General features: G+C 68.9%; 12 protein-coding genes. 10 read left to right on the top strand and 2 right to left on the bottom strand.

Annotated elements, in window-relative coordinates:
- Positions 1-177: 177 nt before the first annotated feature.
- The 5 genes from test1122_RS16990 to test1122_RS16965 all read left to right on the top strand — a co-directional run bounded on the left by test1122_RS16990 (position 178) and on the right by test1122_RS16965 (position 11,451).
- Entirely contained in the window at positions 178-7,755 is a 7,578-nt protein-coding gene (locus tag test1122_RS16990; protein ID WP_232270017.1) for a type I polyketide synthase, read from the top strand.
- 501 nt (positions 7,756-8,256) lie between these two features.
- Positions 8,257-9,270: a trypsin-like serine peptidase gene (locus test1122_RS16980; RefSeq protein WP_232270016.1), complete on the top strand. Its 1,014-nt coding sequence runs from the start codon at positions 8,257-8,259 to the stop codon at positions 9,268-9,270.
- Between the two features lie 99 nt (positions 9,271-9,369).
- The gene (locus test1122_RS16975) at positions 9,370-9,621 is read left to right on the top strand and encodes an SCO4848 family membrane protein (RefSeq protein ID WP_232270015.1); all 252 of its coding nucleotides are present in this window, start codon (positions 9,370-9,372) and stop codon (positions 9,619-9,621) included.
- A 15-nt stretch (positions 9,622-9,636) separates the two neighbouring features.
- Complete coding sequence (locus tag test1122_RS16970; RefSeq protein ID WP_232270014.1) at positions 9,637-10,947, top strand: metallophosphoesterase; 1,311 nt, start codon at positions 9,637-9,639, stop codon at positions 10,945-10,947.
- 78 nt (positions 10,948-11,025) lie between these two features.
- Positions 11,026-11,451 (top strand): TIGR03668 family PPOX class F420-dependent oxidoreductase, encoded by a 426-nt coding sequence (locus test1122_RS16965; RefSeq protein WP_232270013.1) that lies wholly within the window; start codon positions 11,026-11,028, stop codon positions 11,449-11,451.
- Here the strand turns inward: test1122_RS16965 and test1122_RS16960 are convergent.
- Complete coding sequence (locus test1122_RS16960) at positions 11,432-11,644, bottom strand: hypothetical protein (RefSeq protein WP_232270012.1); 213 nt, start codon at positions 11,642-11,644, stop codon at positions 11,432-11,434. The two genes, test1122_RS16965 and test1122_RS16960, sit on opposite strands and share 20 nt — an antisense overlap.
- A gap of 334 nt (positions 11,645-11,978) precedes the next feature.
- A complete protein-coding gene (locus test1122_RS16955) occupies positions 11,979-12,734 on the bottom strand; it encodes a hypothetical protein (RefSeq protein ID WP_232270011.1) in 756 nt (251 codons plus the stop codon).
- 197 nt (positions 12,735-12,931) lie between these two features.
- On the opposite strand from test1122_RS16955, the gene test1122_RS16950 reads away from it, so the two are divergent.
- The 5 genes from test1122_RS16950 to test1122_RS16930 all read left to right on the top strand — a co-directional run bounded on the left by test1122_RS16950 (position 12,932) and on the right by test1122_RS16930 (position 20,219).
- Complete coding sequence (locus tag test1122_RS16950) at positions 12,932-14,434, top strand: aldehyde dehydrogenase family protein (protein WP_232270010.1); 1,503 nt, start codon at positions 12,932-12,934, stop codon at positions 14,432-14,434.
- A 67-nt stretch (positions 14,435-14,501) separates the two neighbouring features.
- On the top strand, positions 14,502-16,046 hold the full coding sequence (locus test1122_RS16945) for a GMC family oxidoreductase (protein ID WP_232270009.1): 1,545 nt from the start codon (positions 14,502-14,504) through the stop codon (positions 16,044-16,046).
- Positions 16,046-17,164: a quaternary amine ABC transporter ATP-binding protein gene (locus test1122_RS16940; protein WP_232270008.1), complete on the top strand. Its 1,119-nt coding sequence runs from the start codon at positions 16,046-16,048 to the stop codon at positions 17,162-17,164. Before test1122_RS16945 ends, test1122_RS16940 begins: the two co-directional genes overlap by 1 nt.
- A complete protein-coding gene (locus test1122_RS16935) occupies positions 17,161-19,194 on the top strand; it encodes an ABC transporter permease (RefSeq protein WP_232270007.1) in 2,034 nt (677 codons plus the stop codon). The genes test1122_RS16940 and test1122_RS16935 overlap by 4 nt, the downstream gene beginning before the upstream one ends.
- A 59-nt stretch (positions 19,195-19,253) precedes the next feature.
- Complete coding sequence (locus tag test1122_RS16930; RefSeq protein WP_232270006.1) at positions 19,254-20,219, top strand: glycine betaine ABC transporter substrate-binding protein; 966 nt, start codon at positions 19,254-19,256, stop codon at positions 20,217-20,219.
- Positions 20,220-20,281 lie beyond the last annotated feature (62 nt).

Here is a 20,281-nt window from a genome sequence, read left to right as displayed (position 1 = left end):
TGGCATGGCCCTCACCGGGATGCTGCCCCCTAACCACTCGAAAGAGCCATGGAACCAGCGGGAACTCTCGCCTCGATTGAGTGAACAGCGTGCTGTGGCACTTCCCAAGGAGCACCGTGCGGCCACCAATGAGGCGAGGAAGCCGCCATAGCCGCCATCGATGAGGAGGCCGCGCATATGTGTCGACACCAGGACGCCGAGGCTGAACGCGCGATCGCCATCGTGGGGGCTGCCTGCCGCTTCCCCGGGGGTATCAGTGGCCTCGACGAGCTCTGGGTCGCGCTGCGGCAGGGACGCGACCTGGTCAGCGAGGTGCCGGCGGACCGGTTCCAGAGGGAGCGGTATATCGACACCGCGATGCCCCGTACGGGCAGGAGCTACACCGCGGCGGGTGGCTTCCTCGACGACATCACGGGTTTCGACGCCGCCTACTTCGGGATTTCCCCCAAGGAGGCGGCCCAGATGGATCCACAGCACCGGCTCCTGCTGGAGCTGACCGCCGAGGCGCTGGACGACGCGGCCATCGATTCCGCGACGCTGGCCGGGTCGGACACCGCCGTATACGTCGGCATCTCCGATGCCTCCTACGGGGCCTTGCAAATGGCGTCGTTGCGCACTGTCAACGCGTACACCATGTCGGGCGCCGCCTCGTCCATCGCGGCGAACCGTCTCTCCCACGCGTTCGACCTGCATGGCCCCAGCATGGCGATCGACACCGCGTGCTCCTCGTCGCTGGTCGCGCTGGACCGTGCCTGTCACACCCTGTGGGCGAACACCAGCCGGGCGGCGCTGTGCGGTGGTGCCAATATTCTGCTCAGCCCCTTCCACTATGTCGGTTTCTCGCAGGCGTCCATGCTCTCCGTACGGGGAAAGTGCGCGGCCTTCTCCGCACACGCCGACGGGTTCGTACGGGCCGAAGGCGGCGGCATGGTGCTGCTCAAGCGGCTCGGGGATGCCCTCACCGACGGCGACCGGATCCATGGTGTGATCTTGGGCAGCGGCTCCAACAGCGACGGCAAGACCATGGGCCTGTCCTTGCCGAACCCGGTGGCACAGGAGGAACTGCTGCGCCGGGTCTACGCGGAATCGGGGGTACACCCGGACGAGCTGGTCTATTTTGAGGCGCACGGCACCGGTACCCCGGTCGGCGATCCGCTGGAGGCCACCGCCATCGGCCGTGCGCTGGGAATCCGCCGTACCGCCAGTGCCCTGCCCATCGGCTCGGTCAAGACCAATGTGGGCCATCTGGAGCCCGCCTCCGGCATGGCGGGACTGTGCAAGGCGCTGCTGGTGCTGCGGCACCACACGGTGCCCCCCTCACTGCACGCGGACCCGCCGCATCCGGACATCGACTTCACCGGGCTGGGCCTGAGCGTAACCAGCGACACGCGTGCCCTGCCCGCCACCGAGCGGCCCACCGTGGGCGTCAACTCTTTTGGCTTCGGCGGCTCCAACGCCCACGTCATCCTCACCTCCGCGCCACCCCGTACGGAACCCTCCCGCCCGGAAGCGGACAGCTGGACGCCGCCCGCCGAAGGGCTCCCGGTGCTGGTCTCCGCGCGCTCGGCCGGGGCTCTGACCGAAGCGGTCAACAAGACCGCACAGCGCCTGTTGGCCGCCGCGCCGGAGGAGTTCTACGACCTCGCGTACACCTCCTGTATGCGGCGCGGCAAGCATGAGCACCGCGCGGTGGTGCTGGCGCAGACACCGGATGAGGCCGCCCGGGAGTTCACCGCGCTCGCCGGGGAGGCGCCACCGGGAGAGTCGCAAGCAGTCCAAGCCCACGCGGTCGGCGCTACCGCCAAGGCCGTGACCGGCGGTCGGGTGGCATTCGTCTTCTCCGGCAATGGCTCGCAGTGGGCGGGTATGGGCGCCGACCTCCTCGCCCAGGACACGGTCTTCCGCGAGACGGTGATGTTGGTGGACAGGGAGTTGACGCCGCTTCTGGGCTGGTCCGTGGCGGAGGAGCTGGCCGCCGCGCCGGAACGCTGGCGGCTCGCGGCCACCGAGGTCGCGCAGCCGCTGCTGTTCACGGTCCAGGTGGCGGTGGTGGCCATGCTGCGCGCCTATGGGGTCGAGCCCTGCGCGGCGCTCGGGCACAGCGTCGGGGAGGTCGCCGCAGCCCACACCAGCGGCGCCCTCAGCCTCGCCCAGGCGGCACAGGTGATCGCCGAACGCAGCCGGGTGCAGGCGGACACGGCCGGTACGGGGCGGATGGCGGCGGTTGGACTGGCACCGGAACAGCTGGAAGACGAACTCACCTCTTACCAGGAGAAGCTGGAGATCGCGGGAATCAACAGCCCCCAGGATGTGACCATCAGCGGGGACGCCGCCTCCCTGGCCGCCCTGGGCGTGGAGCTGGACAGACGCGGTGTCTTCTTCCGTGATCTGGGACTGGACTACGCCTTCCACAGCCGCGCCATGGACGGGCAGCGAGAACGCCTGACCCAGGCGCTGGCCGACCTGGAACCCGCCCACGTCACGATCCCGTTCTACTCCACCGTCACGGGTATGCGGGCTCGGGGAACGGAACTGGACGCGGAGTACTGGTGGCACAACATCCGCCAGCCGGTGCATTTCTTCCCGGCGGTCGAGCGGGCTGTCGACGGCGGCGCGGACATCTTCCTTGAGATCGGCCCCCATCCGGTGCTCCGCACCTATCTGCGGCGGATCGCCGCGAAGCGCCCCTGGAGCACGGTGGCCGTCCTGCCCACGCTGCGCCGCGACACCGACGGGCCGCGAGGGGTCACCACCGCCCTGGCGACCCTGATCGCCACGGGTGCCAACATCGACTGGAACCGGTACTTCCCGCGCCCGGGAAGGGTGGCCGACCTGCCCGCCTACCCCTGGCAGCGGGAACGGCACTGGTGCGGCACACCGCAGTCATGGGTACGCACCAGCGGGAACGGGCAGCTCCAGCATCCCCTGCTCGGCGAACGGCTGCCCGCGCCACTGCCGGTATGGGAAGGAACGATCGAGCCGCCGCTGGTCCCCTGGCTGACCGACCACCGGGTGGCCGGGTCCGTCGTCATGCCCGCCACCGGGTTTGTGGAGATGGCACTGGCCGCCGGACGGGCGGTGCTGGGCGGCCCGGTGGAGATCGAGCATCTCGACATCAGCAATGCCCTGGTGGTGCCCTGGGCCGATGCCACCAGCGTCCGCACCCAGGTCTCCTTCGAGCCGGACGCCGGAACGGTGGCGATCACCAGCACCGACAGCCACACCGGCGACCAGAGCGGCGACCCGCGCCCGCACGTCCGCGCACAGGTGCGGTCCCAGCTGCACCGGCAGCCGGCGCCCCTCGACCTGGATACGCTGCGACAGCGCTGCCCACGCCGGGTCGAGGCCGCGGAGCACTACGCGTCCTGCGCGGCGGCCGGGCTGCGCTACGGCCCCAGCTTCCAAGTGCTGCGGGACATCCGGGTGGGCGGGGACGAGGTGGTGGCCACCTATCGGCATGACGCGCCCGGTGACCCGTACACCGTGCATCCGGCGCTCCTGGACGGGGCGCTGCAAGCCGGGGCGCCCCTGCTGGCGCGGCGCCTGGCCGAAGGGCACGCGTATCTGCCCGCCGCCATGGATTCGGTACGGCTGTGGGGCACTCCGGCCGAATCCGGAGCCGTGCTGGTCCGCGAACGGTCCCGTACGGAGGGTGAGGTGTGCTGGGACATCACCCTCACCGACGACAACGGCGCCATCACGGCCCAGCTGGAAGGCTGCCGCCTGCGCCGCTTGACGGCCGCCCAGCGCACCCCGCTGAGCATCTGCCACACCGTGCTGCGGGCGGCCCCACACAGCGGTGCCCCCTGCGGGCCCTCCCCGCTGCCCTCCCCCGAGCGGATCGCCACGGCGGCGCGGCAGCGGATCACCGAGCTTCGCGAGGGCTGGCGGGACTTTCATTACGAGGCGGGCATCACTCCCCACAAGGAGCTCACCGCCCGCAGCCTCGCGGCGGCCATCGCCGGCCTGCTGCCTGACCCCGCCGGGCCGTTCTCCCTGGATGACCTCGTTTCAGCGGGTATGTCGGCACAGCACCGCCGTCTGATCGCCCTCCTCGCCCCGCTGATGGAGCGGCACGGGGTGCTCGCCGGGGAACACGACGGCCAGTGGCGTCTGACCGCGGCGGAGTTCCCCACCAGCGCCATCATGCGTGAGACGCTGACCACGTTGCCATGGAGCGCCACGTATACAGCGCTGGCAGCACAGCAGGCGCGGCATCTCGAGGGGGTGCTGCGTGGGGCGGTCGATCCACTGGAGCTCATCGCCTCGGAAGCCACCGCGGCCGCCCTCGAGCAGTTCTACGACACCTTCCCTGTCACCCGCTTCCACAGCCGCCTCGCCCAGGCGCTGCTGACGGAGATGCTGCGCCACTGGCCGACGGACCGTACCCTGCGTGTACTGGAAATCGGCGCGGGGACCGGAGGCACCGCCGCCGCCCTGCTGCCGCTGCTTCCCGCCGACCGGACCCGCTACTACTTCAGCGATATCTCCCCGCTGTTCTTCACCCGTGCCCAAAGCCGCTTCATCGCCTACGACTTCGTCGAGTACCGCACCTTCGACCTCGACGCGGACCCGGCCGAGCAGGGGTACGCGGAGCACAGCTTCGATCTGGTCGTGGCCGCCAACTCCCTGCACACGGCGGAAGACCTGGACGCCGCACTGCGGAGGGTGACCACCCTGCTGGCACCGGGGGGCCAGCTGCTGGGCATCGAAACACACGACGCCGAGACGCTGGCACCGATCTTCGGCACGCTGGACAGCTTCTACAGCAACACCGACACGGCTCTTCGCCCCGACTCACTGCTGCTGCCCCGCGATCAGTGGCCCGTCCTGCTGGAACGGTGCGGCTTCACCGGAGTGATCCAGACCGGCGACGACCAGGAACCCGCTCGCGACCACTACTCGCTCTTCCTCGCCGCCACCCCTTCCGGCAGCCCCGAGCCACCCTCCGGCCTCCCCGCCCGCCGGGCGGACACCGCGTTTGTCATCGCCGCCGAGAGCCCGGAAGCCGACGGCGGGGGAACGGACGGCGCGGCAGCCGATCCGCTGGCCCCGGCCGTGGCCGACACGCTGGCAGCGGACGGCACTTCCGTGCGTACCGCCCCCGCCAGCACCGACGCACAGGACTGGGGTTGTGTCCTTGGTGACCTCAGCACCAGCACGGTCTCCATCACGCTGATCCTCAGCAGCAGCTCACCCGGGGAACCGGCGGAGCTGGTGGCACAGGCCACCCGGCGCGCCGCCACGCTGCGCGCCATCGCATCCGCCTGCGCACATCTCCCCAGCGGCGTCACCGCGGAACTGTGGCTGGTAACCCGGGTGAGCGGTGCCCTCCCCGTCCTCGGCGAGTGCACCCATCCTGCCGACGCGGCCCCATGGGGTGTGGCGCGCTGCCTGGCCAACGAACAGCCGGACCTGGTCAACCGCCGGGTAATGCTGCACCGTAGCGCCGACGTGTTGGCCGACGCACGGCGCCTCGTACGCGAACTGCTCAGCCAGCCGGACGAGGATGAGATCGTTCTGACCTCCCATGACCGGTTCGTCCCCCGCGAGAGGGAACGGCCCGCGGCGCGGCCGACACCCATGGGGACCGCGCCTTTCCGGCTGCGGGTGCGCAACCCCGGTCTGATGTACCAGCTGGTCTGGGAGGAGACCCGGCAGCCGGAGCCGGGGCCCGGAGAAGTCGTTATCGAGGTGCGTGCCGCAGCCCTCAACTACCGCGACTTGATGCAGTCCGCCGGGTTGCTTCCGAGCGAAATCGTGGACGGTATCCCGCCCGAGGAGGGGCTCGGTCTTGAGTGTGCCGGTGTCGTCACCGCGTGCGGACCAGGGGTGATCGGCCTGAAACCGGGCGACCGGGTCGCCGGTGTGGCGCAGGCCGCTCTGGCCAGCCACACTATGGCCGACGCACGGGCCGTGTGGCGCCTGCCCCCGCACATCTCGTTCGCCGCGGCCGCCACAGCTCCCGTGGCCTTCGCCACCGTCCACTACAGCCTTGGGCACCTGGCCCAGCTCCGCCCGGGTGAGACGGTGCTGGTGCACGGCGCGGCGGGCGGGGTCGGGCTGGCCGCCATCCAGTATGCGAAGGCGCGTGGCGCGCGAGTGATCGCCACAGCGGGGAGTGATCTCAAGCGCGCTCTCCTGGACGGCCTCGGCGTCGACCATGTCCTGGACTCCCGCACCCTGGACTTCGCCGTACAGGTCAAGGAGCTCACCGAGGGCCAGGGTGTCGACGTGGTACTCAACTCCCTTGCCGGGGAGGCGATCGCACGTGGCCTGGGCCTGCTCCGGACGGGGGGCCGCTTCCTGGAACTCGGCAAGCGGGACATGTACGAGAACAAGCCGCTGCCGCTGCGCCCCTTCAACAACAACATCGCCTTCTTCGGCGTGAACCTTATGAAGTTGATCCACGATCCGCTGCAGCTCAGCCCGCTGCTGGACGAGGTCAGCGACCTCATCATGGACGGCGACTTCCACCCACTGCCGCACAGCGTCTACCCCGCCGCCCGGGTGGACGAGGCATTCCGCCTGATGCAGCGCTCCCGGCACATCGGCAAGGTCATCGTCGCCTTCGACCCACTGGATGAGCCCCCGCTGGTCCAACCGATCCTCCGGGCACCCCGGCTGAACGCGGAGGGCACCTACCTCATTACCGGTGGAACAAGCGGTTTCGGGGCCGCGACCGCATCCTGGCTCGCCGACCTGGGCGCCCGTCATCTGGCCCTCGTCAGCCGTCGCGGCGCGGAGGCCCCAGAAGCCGCGCCCCTGCTCACCGCGCTCGCCGAGCGCGGAGTCCAGGCCACCCCGTACGCGGCCGACGCGGCTGATCCGGCAGCCATGCGGAACATCGTCGACCGGATCGATACCAGCGGCCACCCGCTGCGGGGGGCGGTGCACTGCGCGATGCACCTTGACGACGCCCCGCTCGCCGACCTCAGTGACGACCGGCTCGCCGCCGTGATGGCGCCCAAGATGGGCGGAGCGGCCGTCCTGGACTCCCTCACTCGGGACCGTGAGTGCGATCTGTTCCTGCTCTACTCCTCCTACAGCGCGACCTTCGGCAACCTCAAGCAGGCCCCGTACAACGCCGGAAATCTCTACCTTGAGGCGCTGGTCCGGCAACGGCAGCAGTCCGGGAACTGCGGACAGGCCCTCGCCTGGGGAGCCATCGGAGAGACCGGCTATGTCGTACGCAGCGAACTGACCGAATCCCTGGCAGGCCTCGGTATTGAACTTCTCACCCCGGGCGAGGCGTTCAGCACGGCGGAGCGTCTGCTGGCCGCCCAGGCCAATGTCACGGCCGTCATCCGGGGCGACTGGGCGCGGATGAGCGTACTGCTCCCTCTGCTCGACACTCCTCGGGTACGGGATCTGGTCCCGGCGCGGGGCCAGACCGGCGCCCCCAGCTTGGAGGAGCTGTCGCGCACTCTCGCCAGCATGTCCAGTGAGGAAGCCCTGGCGTTCCTCATGGACACCCTGACCCAACTGCTCGCCGACGCGCTCAATATGGACCCATCGCAGCTCGAGCCCCACCGTCGCCTGGACGAATACGGCTTGGATTCCCTGATGGGCGCCCAGGTCCTGGTCACCATTCACCAACGCTACGGGATCGAGATCCCCCCGCTGGAACTCCTGCGCAGCAACGGTACCGTTGCCGATATCGCGCAGATTATCCAGCTGCGCCTCGGTATCAGCCAGAGCCCGGACGCCGCCCCGCAGAGCAGCCTCCCGAGCTCACCCACAGGACAAGAGTGACCGGACGCCGAGCGGGCCGCCGGTCGTGCGATGAGGGGAGTCCCACCAGATGCCGGGCACTGTGGTGGCGGTCAGCCGGGATGAGGGGCACAACTTCGGCAAGCCGGTACGGGCGGGCATTCGGCTGCTGGCCGGGCTGGGTGTGGAGCGGGACGCGCTACCAACGTGGGTTGCTGGCTCAGGTGTTGGGGCGGGACGAGGGCGGTGGGCTCGTCCGTAAGGCCGGGGTTATGGGAGTCGTGCGTACGGGCGGTGAAGTCCGGTCGGGCGATTGTGTTCGGGTCGAGCTGCCGGATGGGCCGTACCGTCCGCTGGTGCCGGTATAGGGCGTAGATTTCGGCCATTTCTCTTGACGTGGTCCTGACGCACGTGCGTTTCCGGTGGGACCCTCTCCTTCTGCACACCGCATCCGCACCTCGTCTGCCCGGGCCGCCCAACCCGCGTCCCGGCCCCCACCGCCCGCGTGGCACACACCACGCGGCCGTCGCAGAAGGAGCACGCGTGAAACGCAATCCCCGTTCTGCCCTCGGTTCCCTGATCGTCGTTGGTGCCCTGCTGACCGCGGGGGCACTGGCCAGCCCGGCCGGCGCAGCGCCGGCCTCGCCCGCAGATCCCTCCGCCGATTCCATATCCGCCCGATCCGCCGCGATATCGGCCACCGCCCAGGAGCGGGTCAGTGGTCACTGGACCGCCGAGCGGATGCGGAAGGCCACTCCGCTCGATCAGCTCTCGGTCAGCCGCGCCGATGTCCCGGCGCTCTCGGCCGCCGTGCCAAGCGGCGCCAGAGCGACCATCGACCCCATCAGCCCGAAGAAATCCGTGGGGAGCCAGGCCTTTCCCGAAAGTGGGGGGCCATGGACGAGCGGCGGTGATGTCGTCGCCACCGCCGGACGGGTGTTCTTCACCTACAACGGCCGTAGCGCCTCCTGCTCGGGTAACGCCGTCACCAGCGACAACGCCAGTACGGTGATCACCGCCGGGCACTGCGTCAAGCTGAACGGCAACTGGCACACCGACTGGGTGTTCGTGCCCGGCTACCACGACGGTCAGGCCCCGCACGGCAAGTGGACGGCGGCCAAGACGCTGGCCACATCCCAGTGGGTGGCGAGTGAGGACATCAACTACGACGTCGGCGCCGCCGTCGTCAACCCGCTGGACGGCAAGCGGCTGACCGATGTCGTCGGTGGTCAGGGCCTCGCCTTCAACACCGGCTACAACAAGGACATGTACGCCTTCGGCTTCCCCGCCGCCGCTCCGTACGACGGGGAGAAGTTCATCTACTGCGGCGGCAGGACTTCACGCGACTTCCTGCTCACCCGCAGTCATGGGATGACCTGCGATATGACGGGCGGTTCCAGTGGCGGTCCGTGGTTCACCGCGTTCGATGAGGCCACGGGCAAGGGCTTGCAGTCCTCGGTGAACAGCTTCAAGTACAACTTCCGGCCGAACACGATGTACGGCCCGTACTTCGGCGATGACGCCCAGAAGCTCTACCAGGAAGCGCAGTCAAGCTGACAGCCCGGCCGCCGACCACCACCACGCACGGCCGGCTTCGCCGGACCACGCCGGGTTTCCGGTTCATGGTCCGGCGAAGCCTCGCGCATACTGAGCGGCATGAAGCTCAGTCGCCCCGTGTCCTGGTTCCTCCTGGCTTTCGGTGTGTGGTCCTGGTTCATCTGGATCACGTTCGTGAAAAACCTGTGGAAAGACACCAGCGGGCTCGCTTTTGATGATGCGGGCAATCCCACCGGGTACTTTTGGGTGCATCTGCTGCTCGCGATCACCTCCCTCGCGCTGGGCACGGCGATCGGGATCATCGGCCTGCGGGGGCTCCGGGCGCTGCGGAAATCAGCCGATCAACCGTAGGGCGGGGAGCCGGGCATGGCCATCTTCATCGTGATCGCGCTGTCGGTCCTCTGTGTCTTCAGCACCGTGCACTGGTACCTCTGGCGGCGGCTGGTCCGCGATGTCTCGGCCCCCGGCAGCGGCTACCGCCGCATCGGCACGGCCCTCGCCTTCGCCCTCCCGGTGCTGGCCGTCTGCGCCCAGCTGGCCGAGCGGCTGGGGATGCCCTTCCCCGTCCAGCAGATACTCGCCTGGCCGGGCTTCCTCTGGTTCGCACTGCTGGTCTATCTGCTGCTGGCCCTGCTGGTACTGGAGCCGGTGCGGCCACTGGTCCGCAGAGCGCTGGAGCGGCGCGACGCGAGGCGGCCGGTCACCGGGGAGACCGAGTCGCTCGGGCCGCTGGGGCAGAGCAGCATCGCCGCAACTGGTACCGCGGCCGGTACCGCGGGCGGCGGCGTCGACCTGCGGCGCAGGACAGCGGTCGCCGCCCCGGCCGGCTCGCGCGATATGCAGCCGCAGCCGTCCCGGCGGCTGTTCATCGCACGAGCCGCCGCCGTTACGGCGGGCACCGTGGCCGCCACGACGGTGGGATACGGGGCGTACAGCGTGGTGGGCGCCGGGCCCAAGCTGAAGCGGGTACGGATTCCGCTGGCCAAGCTGCCACGGGGTGCCCATGGCTACCGGATCGCCGTGGTCAGCGATATCCACCTCGGGCCGATTCTCGGCCGTGCGCACACCCAGCGCATCGTCGACATCATCAACAAGACCAGCCCCGATCTGATCGCGATCGTCGGCGATCTGGTCGATGGCTCCGTGGCGAACCTCGGCCCGGCCGCCGAGCCGCTCGCCCAGCTCACGGCGCGCGACGGAGCGTATTTCGTCACCGGAAACCATGAGTACTTCTCCGGCGCCGGGGAGTGGGTCGACCACGTACGTGAGCTGGGCATCCGGCCCCTGCGCAACGAGCGCGAGGAGCTGCGGCACTTCGATCTCGCCGGGGTCAATGATGTCGCGGGCGAGAACTACGGTGACGGCCCGGACTTCGACAAGGCGCTGGGCGACCGGGATATCTCCCGGGCCTCCGTTCTCCTCGCCCACCAGCCGGTGCAGATCCATGACGCGGTCCGGCGGGGCGTCGACCTGCAACTTTCCGGCCACACCCACGGCGGCCAGATGTGGCCCGGCAATATCCTCGCCGACCTGGCCAACCCCACGCTCGCCGGGCTGGAGCGCTACGGCGACACCCAGCTCTATGTCACACGGGGCGCGGGCACCTGGGGACCGCCGGTCCGGGTGGGCGCCGAGGCCGACATCACCGTGGTGGAGCTCGCAGCCAAGCAGGCCTGACCGGCCGGCGCGCGGCCAGGCCCGCCACGCCGTGCCGCCGCGCCGACGTGGGGACGACGCGGGGATACGGTCGTGCCTATGCGGCTTCCAGAGGCAGAGGCACGGAAACGGCTGGAAAGGATGCGCGTTCTGCGGCTGGCGACCGTGGATCAGGAGGGGCGTCCGCACCAAGTCCCCATCCTCTTCGCGGTGCGCGGCGATGTGGTGGTCACGGCGATCGACGACAAGCCCAAGAGGCATCTCCACCTCCGGCGGCTGAGCAACATCCGTACCAACAGCGCCGTATGCGTGCTCGCGGATCTGTACAGCGACGACTGGTCGGAGCTGTGGTGGGTCCGCGCGGACGGCACGGCCCAGATCCTGCAGGGCTCCGCCCGCACCGAGCCCGTCCGCCTGCTCACGGAGAAGTACCCGCAGTACGCGGAACGGCCGCCGGAAGGCCCGGTGATCGAGATCGCCGTGACGCGCTGGTCCGGCTGGGCGGCTACGTCCCCCACCCACTGAGCGGGCCACCGCCGCGCCACTCCACCAGCTCTGGATCGTCCAGAGCGGCGTCGTCCTCGCTCAGCCCGGCCCGCCGGAGGAATTCCAGCAGGTCGTGCTGGCTGTGAGCCAGACCCAGGATCTCCCCGGCCCGGGTCGTGACCCGGCGGCCGCCGGACGGGGAGGGTGGGTGCACGATGATAGGCGCAGCCATACCGTCAGAATCCGCCGAAACGGCCCGGCCCGCATGTCGGGGTTGGGTGGGGCTCCCCCAATGCGGCTCCGCCGCGTGGCGGGGCTTAGCCCCGTTGCGGGGGTGCCGCAGGTGGGTGTCCCCGTATCCCGCCCCTTCCCGTAACCGGGGCTTCGCCCCGGGCCCCCGGGGTTTGCCGGGTGCGGGACGGTGGGCGGGTGTTGTGCCCACCCGTTCCGCCCTGCGGAACGACTGCCCACAACGCTGGGGTCTGGGGGCGGCAGCCCCCAGTTTCGGGAAGGGGTGGGTTAGGGGAAACCCTCCGGCGACCGGGGTGGTCAGCCGCTCCGCTGGGTCAGGGGAGGAACTCTCCGGCCTCTTTGGGTTGTTGCAGGTGGTCCTGGAGTTGGGAGACGTCTACCGATTCCTTCGATGAGGGCCTCCGGTCGGGGACCGGCTTGTCGTAGTCGGAGATCGTCAGGCTGCCCCGCTGGACCGCGTCCTGCCGTTCGACCTTCAGCGGATAGGGCTTGCCCTTGGCGGCCACAAACAAGGTGATGCGGGTGCCGTCCCGTTGACGGCTGATCGACATCGCTTTCTGGCCATTGACCGTGGTCTGTTTCCCCTTGCTCCACGGGGAATCCTCGGAGTCCTCGCTCGCCGCGCGGAAGCCCGCCATATCGCACGGGGCGGCCACGGCCGCCAGTATCGGGTCATCGGTAGTGCCCCTGATATAGCGGTTCTTGAAGAGCCGGGCGATGAGATCGCCCTGTTCGCCGCCGATCTCATGCTTCCAGAAGGCCGAGTCGGGCTTCATCCAGACCACTTGGCCGCGTTTCAGCAGCTCTACGGAGCCGTTCTCCCCACGGTCGATGGAACCGGCGCAGTTGTCGTCCTCATCCAGCGCCAGCTTCATGGTGAAGGGAAAATCCCCTCCTTGCTCCAGGGTGAGGCGCAGGGATTCCGCGGAATCCAGTGCCTTCTTCGACCGGTCGGCGATTTCCTGGCCCGAGAGGTCCTCCAGGTCCGCCACGGCAGCCCCGGCGGGGGTGGCGCCGAGCAGGGCTATGGCGCATACACCGCCCGTAAACGCACCGTAACGCTTCGGCATGTCTCAGCCCTCCGGTGCTCATACCGGGATAAATAACCCTTTCACCGTACTTTCCGTCCACTGATGGCGCACCCCCACCGTGAGGAAGGCCACTTAGGGCGGCTTTATTGACATGAGAGGAAGAGGACGGGGCAGGGGTGCCAGTTGCCAGTGCGACTGGCATGTAACAAATCGGTCAGGAAAGGCAGCAAGCAGACGTGTCGGGAATCGAGACCATTCACGTAGACGGAGTGTGGCGAACCGCCACAGCCGGTAACACCCGGGACGTCCTGGACCCCGCGGACGCCAGCATCCTCGCGACCGTGGCCGAGGGCGGCACCGAGGACACCGACGACGCCATCGCCGCTGCCCGCCGTGCCTTCGACGCCGGTGACTGGCCGCAGACCCCTACCGCCGAGCGCGCCGCCCTGCTGCGCCGCGTCGCCGATCTGCTGCAGCGCGACCGGGCGGAGATCGCGCTCATCGAGTCCCGCGACACCGGTAAGACCCTCGAAGAGGGCCGGGTCGACGTCGATGACGTCACCAACGCCTTCCGATACTTCGCCGACCTCGTCATGAACGAGTCCGGCGGACGGGTGGTCGACGCGGGTAGCGCGGACGTTCACAGCGTCGTCGTGCACGAGCCGGTCGGCGTCTGCGCGATGATCACGCCCTGGAACTATCCACTGCTCCAGGCCAGCTGGAAGATCGCCCCGGCACTGGCCGCGGGCAATACTTTTGTGATCAAGCCCAGCGAGGTCACCCCCCTCTCCACCGTCCACCTGATGAAGCTCCTGGTGGAGGCCGGACTCCCGGCCGGAGTCGGCAATGTGGTCACCGGCGCGGGCAACCCGGTCGGCGCCCGGCTCGCCGAGCACCCCGATGTCGACCTCGTCTCCTTCACCGGTGGACTCATCAGCGGTGTCAAGGTCGCCCAGGCCGCCGCCCCCACCGTCAAGAAGGTCGCCCTGGAGCTGGGCGGCAAGAACCCCAATGTGGTCTTCGCCGACGCCTGCGCCACCGAGGAAGGCTTCGACACCGCCGTCGACCAGGCGCTCAACGCCGCCTTCATCCACAGCGGCCAGGTCTGCTCCGCCGGCAGCCGCCTCATCATCGAGGAGTCGGTCCGCGACCGGTTCGTCACCGAGCTCGCCCGCCGCGCTCAGCTCATCAAGCTCGGCCGGGGTACCGAGGACGGCGTTGAGTGCGGACCGCTCGTATCCCAGCAGCAGCTGGACAAGACCGAGGCGTATGTCGCCTCCGCACTGGCCGAGGGTGCGACGCTGCGCTGTGGCGGTGAGCGCCCGAAGCCCAGCGAGGCCCGCCCGGCCAGCGGCTACTTCTACTCGCCGACCGTGCTCGACCACTGCCACCGCGCCATGAAGGTGATCCGTGAGGAAACCTTCGGGCCCATCCTCACCGTGGAGACCTTCACCAACGAGGACGAAGCGGTAGAACTGGCAAACGACACCGAGTACGGTCTCGCGGGTGCGGTCTTCTCCGGCGACACCGCCCGCGCGCGCCGGGTGGCCGCACGGCTGCGTCACGGCACCATCTGGATCAACGACTTCCACCCGTATCTGCCGCAGGCGGAGTGGGGTGGCTTTGGCAAGTCCGGTGTCGGGCGTGAGCTCGGCCCGGCCGGCCTCGATGAGTACCGCGAGACCAAGCACGTGTACGAGAACCTGCGTCCCTCCCCCGTTCGCTGGTTCGCCGGCTGACCGACGACGCTCAGCACAACCCGAGGCATCCCCGCGCTTCACCCCTCAAGGAGAGCAACACCCACCCATGATCAGCTACGACTACGTCGTCATCGGCGGCGGCACGGCGGGTTCTGTCATCGCTTCCCGCCTCACCGAGGATCCGAACGTCACAGTGGCCGTCATCGAGGGCGGCCCCTCCGATATCGACAAGCCGGAGGTGCTGACCCTGCGCCGCTGGCTCGGCCTGCTCGGTGGCGAGCTCGACTACGACTACCCCACCACGCCGCAGCCGAACGGCAACTCCCACATCCGGCACAGCCGGGCCAAGGTCCTGGGCGGGTGCTCCTCGCACAACACCCTCATATCCTTCAAGCCGCTGCCGTCCGACTGGGATGAGTGGGAGGAGGCGGGCGCCGCAGGCTGGAACGCCAAGGCGATGGACCCGTACTTCGGCAAGCTGCGCAACAACATCGTTCCCGTGGACGAGAAGGACCGGAACGCCATCGCCCGCGACTGGGTCGAGGCGGCCGTCTCGGCCCTCGGTGTTCCCCGGGTTGAGGGCTTCAACAAGCAGCCCTTCGATGAGGGTGCGGGCTTCTTCGACCTCTCGTACCACCCGGAGACCAACAAGCGCTCCTCGGCCTCCGTCGCCTACCTCCACCCGCATATCGAGGCCGGTGACCGCCCCAATCTTCATCTGCTCCTGGAGACCTGGGCGTACAAGCTGGAGCTGGACGGCGACCGCGCCACCGGTGTCCACGTCCGTACCAAGGACGGCGAGGAGATCCTGGTGGAGGCCGCCCGCGAGGTGCTGGTCTGTGCCGGCGCGGTGGACACCCCGCGGCTGCTGATGCACTCCGGCATCGGGCCGAAGAAGGACCTGGAGGCCCTGGGCATCCCGGTGACCCACGATCTGCCGGGCGTCGGCGAGAACCTGCTCGACCACCCCGAGTCGGTCATCGTCTGGGAGACCGACGGACCGATCCCCGAGAACTCCGCGATGGACTCCGACGCGGGTCTGTTCGTCCGCCGGGACCCGGAGTTCAAGGGCCCGGATCTGATGTTCCACTTCTACCAGATCCCGTTCACCGACAACCCCGAGCGGCTGGGCTATGAGAAGCCCGAGCACGGGGTGTCGATGACGCCCAACATCCCCAAGCCGCGCAGCCGTGGCCGTCTCTACCTCACCAGCGCCGACCCCGAGGTCAAGCCCGCGCTTGACTTCGGCTACTTCACGGACGAGGCGGGCTACGACGCCCAGACCCTGGTCGACGGCATCAAGCTCGCCCGTGAGATCGCCAGGACCGAGCCGTTCGCCACCTGGCTGGGGCGCGAGGTCTGCCCCGGACCGGAGGTCACCTCGGACGAGGAGATCAGCGAGTACGCCCGCAAGGTCGCGCACACCGTCTACCACCCGGCGGGCACCTGCCGGATGGGCGCGGCCGACGATGAACTCGCCGTTGTGGACCCTGAGTTGAAGATCCGGGGGCTGGCCGGTATCCGTATCGCGGATGCCTCCGTCTTCCCGACGATGACCGCGGTCAACCCGATGATCGGTGTGCTCATGGTCGGTGAGAAGGCGGCTGACCTGTTGAAAAGTTCGTCCTTGACACCGGGAGGTGTTGCGTAATGTCTGTGTCTGAAGCCGCAGCCACCGAGCCGGTGTTCTCCGTCCGCAATCTGTGGAAGGTCTTCGGTCCCAAGGCCGGCCGGATACCCGGCAACAAGGAACTCGCCGGGCTGAGCGCCGGCGAACTGAGCGAGAAGACCCGCTGCACGGCGGCCGTCCGCGATGTCTCCTTCGACGTCCACAAGGGCGAGGTCTTTGTCGTGATGGGCCTCTCCGGCTCCGGCAAGTCCACGCTGGTGCGCTGTCTGACCCGGCTCATCGAGCCGACTAGCGGCACGCTCGAGATCGACGGCGAGGATGTCCTCGCCATGGACAAGAACCGGCTGCGCGAGCTGCGCCGGCACCGTGCCGCCATGGTCTTCCAGCACTTCGGTCTGCTGCCGCACCGCACCGTCATCGACAACGTCGCCTACGGCCTGGAGATCCAGGGCATGGGCAAGGCCGAGCGCCGCCGGCGCGCCGCCGAGATGGTGGCGAAGGTCGGACTGGACGGACTCGCCGACCGCCGCCCCGGCCAGCTCTCCGGCGGCCAGCAGCAGCGCGTCGGCCTGGCCCGCGCCCTCGCCTCCGACCCCGAGGTCCTGCTCTTCGACGAGCCGTTCAGCGCGCTTGACCCGCTGATCCGCCGCGATATGCAGGAAGAGGTCATCCGGCTGCACCGCGAAGAGGGCCGCACGATGGTCTTCATCACCCACGACCTCTCCGAGGCGCTGCGTCTGGGCGACCGTATCGCGCTCATGCGTGACGGCGAGATCGTGCAGCTCGGCACCCCCGAGGAGATCGTCGCCAACCCGGCCGATGAATACGTACGGGACTTCGTCCGCGATGTCCCGCGCGAGCAGGTCATCACCGTACGCCGCGCCATGCGCCCGGCCGGCAGCACCGAGACCGACTCGGGCGTGGCCGTCGCACCGGGCACCCTGGTCGTCGACGCGATCGAGGCCGTGGCCCGCAGCGGCGAGCACGTCCGTGTCGTCGAGAACGGCCGCACCCTCGGCATCGTCGACCATGAGCGGCTGCTCGCCGTGGTCGCGAACGTGGACCAGGAAGCCGAGGACCGGGACGCCGACGGCGGGGAGGCCGAGGACGGGGAGGACCGAGAGGTGGCGGTTGTATGAGCGCCGCTGAGACCCTCACCAAGCCCGAGTCCCCGCCTGCCGCGGCACCGCAGCCGGTGTCCGCGACCGGCCCGGGACCGCTGGCGCGGCTGCTGAACAGCCCCCGGGGGCTGCTGCTCACCGTGACGTTCCTGTTCGTCGTGGTCAGCGCCGTGGTGACCGGCTCCGGCGGCTGGCCGGGCGGGCTCACCTACGATGTGCGCGCCCCGCTGGAAGACCTGAACAACTGGCTGATCGACAACCGCACCACGCACTGGATCTTCCTTTACTTCCTGCTGCACATCAGCAACGCCGCCGAAACTTCGGTGTACAGCCTGGTTGAGCTCTTCGAGTCGCTCAGCTGGATCGGCGTCACCGTGATGGGCACGCTGATCGCCTGGTACGCGGGCGGCGCCGGGCTGCGCAAGCGTGCGCTGCGTACGGCCGGTACCGCACTCGGTGTCTTCGCGGCCTGCGGAATGCTGGGCGTGTGGGACCGGACCATGGAGACCCTGGCACTGATGACGGTGGCCGTCGCCGCCGCCGGTGCCCTCGGTCTGCTCCTGGGACTCGCCGCTGGGCTCTCCGACATCTGCGACCGCATGCTGCGGCCGGTGTTCGACACCATGCAGGTGATGCCCGCGTTCGCGTATCTGCTGCCGTTTGTGCTCCTCTTTGACATCGGAGTGCCGTCGGCTCTGATCGCGACCGTCATTTACGCGGCTCCGCCGATGGCCCGGCTCACCTCGCTGGGGCTGCGCGGCGCCGACCCGGCCGCACTGGAGGCCTCCGCCTCGCTCGGAGCGAGCCCGCTGCAGCGGCTGTGGACCGCCCGGCTGCCGCTGGCGCGCAAGGAGATGATGCTCGGCCTCAACCAGACCATCATGATGTGTCTGTCGATGGTCGTTCTCGCCTCCGTGGTCGGTGCCGGTGGTCTCGGTAACGAGATCTACACCGCGCTCGGCCAGGTGGACGTCGGCTTGGCGCTCGCCGCCGGTATCGCTATCGTGCTGCTCGCCGTGCTGCTGGACCGTACGACCGCGGCCGCGGGTGAGCAGCTGGCCGAGACCACCGAGCACAGCGGCGGTTCCGGCTGGGCCGCACGGCTGCGTGGCTGGCCGTCCTGGCTCGGGCTCGCGGCGGTTGGCGGCGTGCTCGCCGCGGTCGGCTCAAGGCTGGCGGAACGGGAGTGGCCCTCGGCGTGGATCGTGAACATCGCCGACCCCGTGAACAGCTCCATCGCGTGGTTCGAAGAGCACCTCGGCGAGGGCATCCCGGTGGTCGGCGGCACCCTCGTCTGGGCGGAGAACTTCACCGTCTGGGTCCTCAACCCGCTGCGCAGCGGGCTGAACGCCACACCGTGGTGGGCACTGCTGCTGCTGGTCGCCGTGCTGGCCTGGGTGGCGGGCCGCTGGCGGGCCGCGCTCACCGCCACCGCCGCCATGGCGGTGGCCGGTGCGCTGGGCCTGTGGACCAAGTCGCTGGACACCCTCTCCCAGGTGCTGGCGGGTCTGCTGCTGACGCTGCTGCTCGGCTTCCTGATCGGCATTGTGGCCGCCCGTGTCGAGCGGGTGGAGCGGCTGCTGCGGCCGGTGCTCGACACCATGCAGACCATGCCGCAGTTCGTCTATCTGATCCCGGTGATCGCCCTGTTCGGCGTGGGCCGCACCGCGGGCATCGCCGCGGCGGTGGTCTTCGTCCTGCCCGCCGTGGTCCGTATCACCGCCCAGGGCATCAAGCAGGTCGATCCGGCAGCGGTGGAGGCCGCCCGCTCGATGGGCGCCACCAGCTGGCAGCAGCTGCGCCAGGTGCAGTTGCCGCTGGCCCGTAAGGCCTTGCTGGTCGCCGTGAACCAGGGCGTGGTGCTGGTGCTGTCCATGGTGGTCATCGCCGGCATGGTGGGCGGCGGCGCCCTGGGCATCGATGTGATCGAGGGGCTGTCCAGGGGCGATCTGGCCCTCGGCCTGCCCGCCGGTATCGCCATCGTCTGCCTCGGCTTGATGCTCGACCGGATCACCCAACCAGGTGCCCGTACACCGGACCACCGATGAACGAACCGATACATTCCAGGATTTTTGCCACCACACCACAGGAAAGAGCACGACTCATCATGAACAGCAAACTGATACGTACGTCCCTCATCGCCGGTACCGGCGTGCTCGGCATGATCGCCCTCAGCGCCTGCGGCGCCGCCGACACCGGCGCGGGGGGCGATGGCAAGGGTGCCAAGAAGGTCACCATCGCCGTCCCGTCCTGGGTCGGCGCGCAGGCCAACGCCGCGGTGGCGGCCCAGCTCCTCGAGGACGAGCTGGGCGTCCGGGTCAAGCAGGAGCAGATGGACGAGTCGGTCGCGTTCAACGCCCTGAACAGCGGCAAGGCCGACGCGATCCTGGAGGACTGGGGCGGCGCTCCGGAGAAGGTCAAGCGGTACGTCGACGACAAGAAGACCGTCGTCAAGGGCGGCGGCCTCGGCGTCACCGGGCACATCGGCTGGTTTGTCCCCAAGTACTACGCGGACAAGAACCCCGAGGTCCTGGACTACAAGAACCTCAACGACTTCAAGGACGACTTCAAGACGTCCGAGTCCGGTGGCAAGGGCCAGTTCATCGGTGCGGCCCCGTCGTACACCTCCTACGACAAGTACCTCATCAAGAACCACAAGCTGGACTACAAGATCCTGCCGACCGGCAGCGAGGCGGCCCAGCTCAAGGAGATCCAGCGGCTCTACAAGGCTGAGAAGCCGTTCCTCACCTACTGGTGGGACCCGCAGTGGATGAACTCCGAGATCGACATGGTCGAGGTCAAGCTGCCGGAGTACACCGAGGGCTGCAATGAGCCCAAGGAGAAGACCGAGTGCGGCTACGACACCCTCATGCTGCAGAAGTACTTCAACGCCGACTTCGCCAAGGACGGCGGCGACGCGGCGGAGTTCCTGAAGAACTTCGAGTGGGAGACCGAGGACCAGAACGAGGTCGCCAAGATGATTAAGGGCGACGGCATGTCCCCGAAGAACGCGGCGGCCAAGTGGATCAAGGACAACGAGGACACCTGGAAGAAGTGGCTCCCGAAGAAGTGACCCGCTTTTCTGCCTGATGCGCCGTCGCGGCTGAGTGCCGCACACTGAGAGGGCCCCGGAAC

Origin of the sequence: Streptomyces gobiensis (assembly GCF_021216675.1) — a bacterium.
GTDB lineage: Bacteria > Actinomycetota > Actinomycetes > Streptomycetales > Streptomycetaceae > Streptomyces > Streptomyces gobiensis.
This window is presented reverse-complemented; position numbering and strand designations above follow the sequence as displayed.

Bases quoted from the DNA above. Each gene is read 5' to 3' on its own strand.
- test1122_RS16990 (WP_232270017.1), top strand. From the start codon at position 178: ATGTGTCGACACCAGGACGCCGAGGCTGAACGCGCGATCGCCATCGTG.
- test1122_RS16975 (WP_232270015.1), top strand. From the start codon at position 9,370: ATGAAGCTCAGTCGCCCCGTGTCCTGGTTCCTCCTGGCTTTCGGTGTG.
- test1122_RS16970 (WP_232270014.1), top strand. From the start codon at position 9,637: ATGGCCATCTTCATCGTGATCGCGCTGTCGGTCCTCTGTGTCTTCAGC.
- test1122_RS16965 (WP_232270013.1), top strand. From the start codon at position 11,026: ATGCGGCTTCCAGAGGCAGAGGCACGGAAACGGCTGGAAAGGATGCGC.
- test1122_RS16960 (WP_232270012.1), bottom strand. From the start codon at position 11,644: ATGGCTGCGCCTATCATCGTGCACCCACCCTCCCCGTCCGGCGGCCGC.
- test1122_RS16955 (WP_232270011.1), bottom strand. From the start codon at position 12,734: ATGCCGAAGCGTTACGGTGCGTTTACGGGCGGTGTATGCGCCATAGCC.
- test1122_RS16945 (WP_232270009.1), top strand. From the start codon at position 14,502: ATGATCAGCTACGACTACGTCGTCATCGGCGGCGGCACGGCGGGTTCT.
- test1122_RS16940 (WP_232270008.1), top strand. From the start codon at position 16,046: ATGTCTGTGTCTGAAGCCGCAGCCACCGAGCCGGTGTTCTCCGTCCGC.
- test1122_RS16935 (WP_232270007.1), top strand. From the start codon at position 17,161: ATGAGCGCCGCTGAGACCCTCACCAAGCCCGAGTCCCCGCCTGCCGCG.
- test1122_RS16930 (WP_232270006.1), top strand. From the start codon at position 19,254: ATGAACAGCAAACTGATACGTACGTCCCTCATCGCCGGTACCGGCGTG.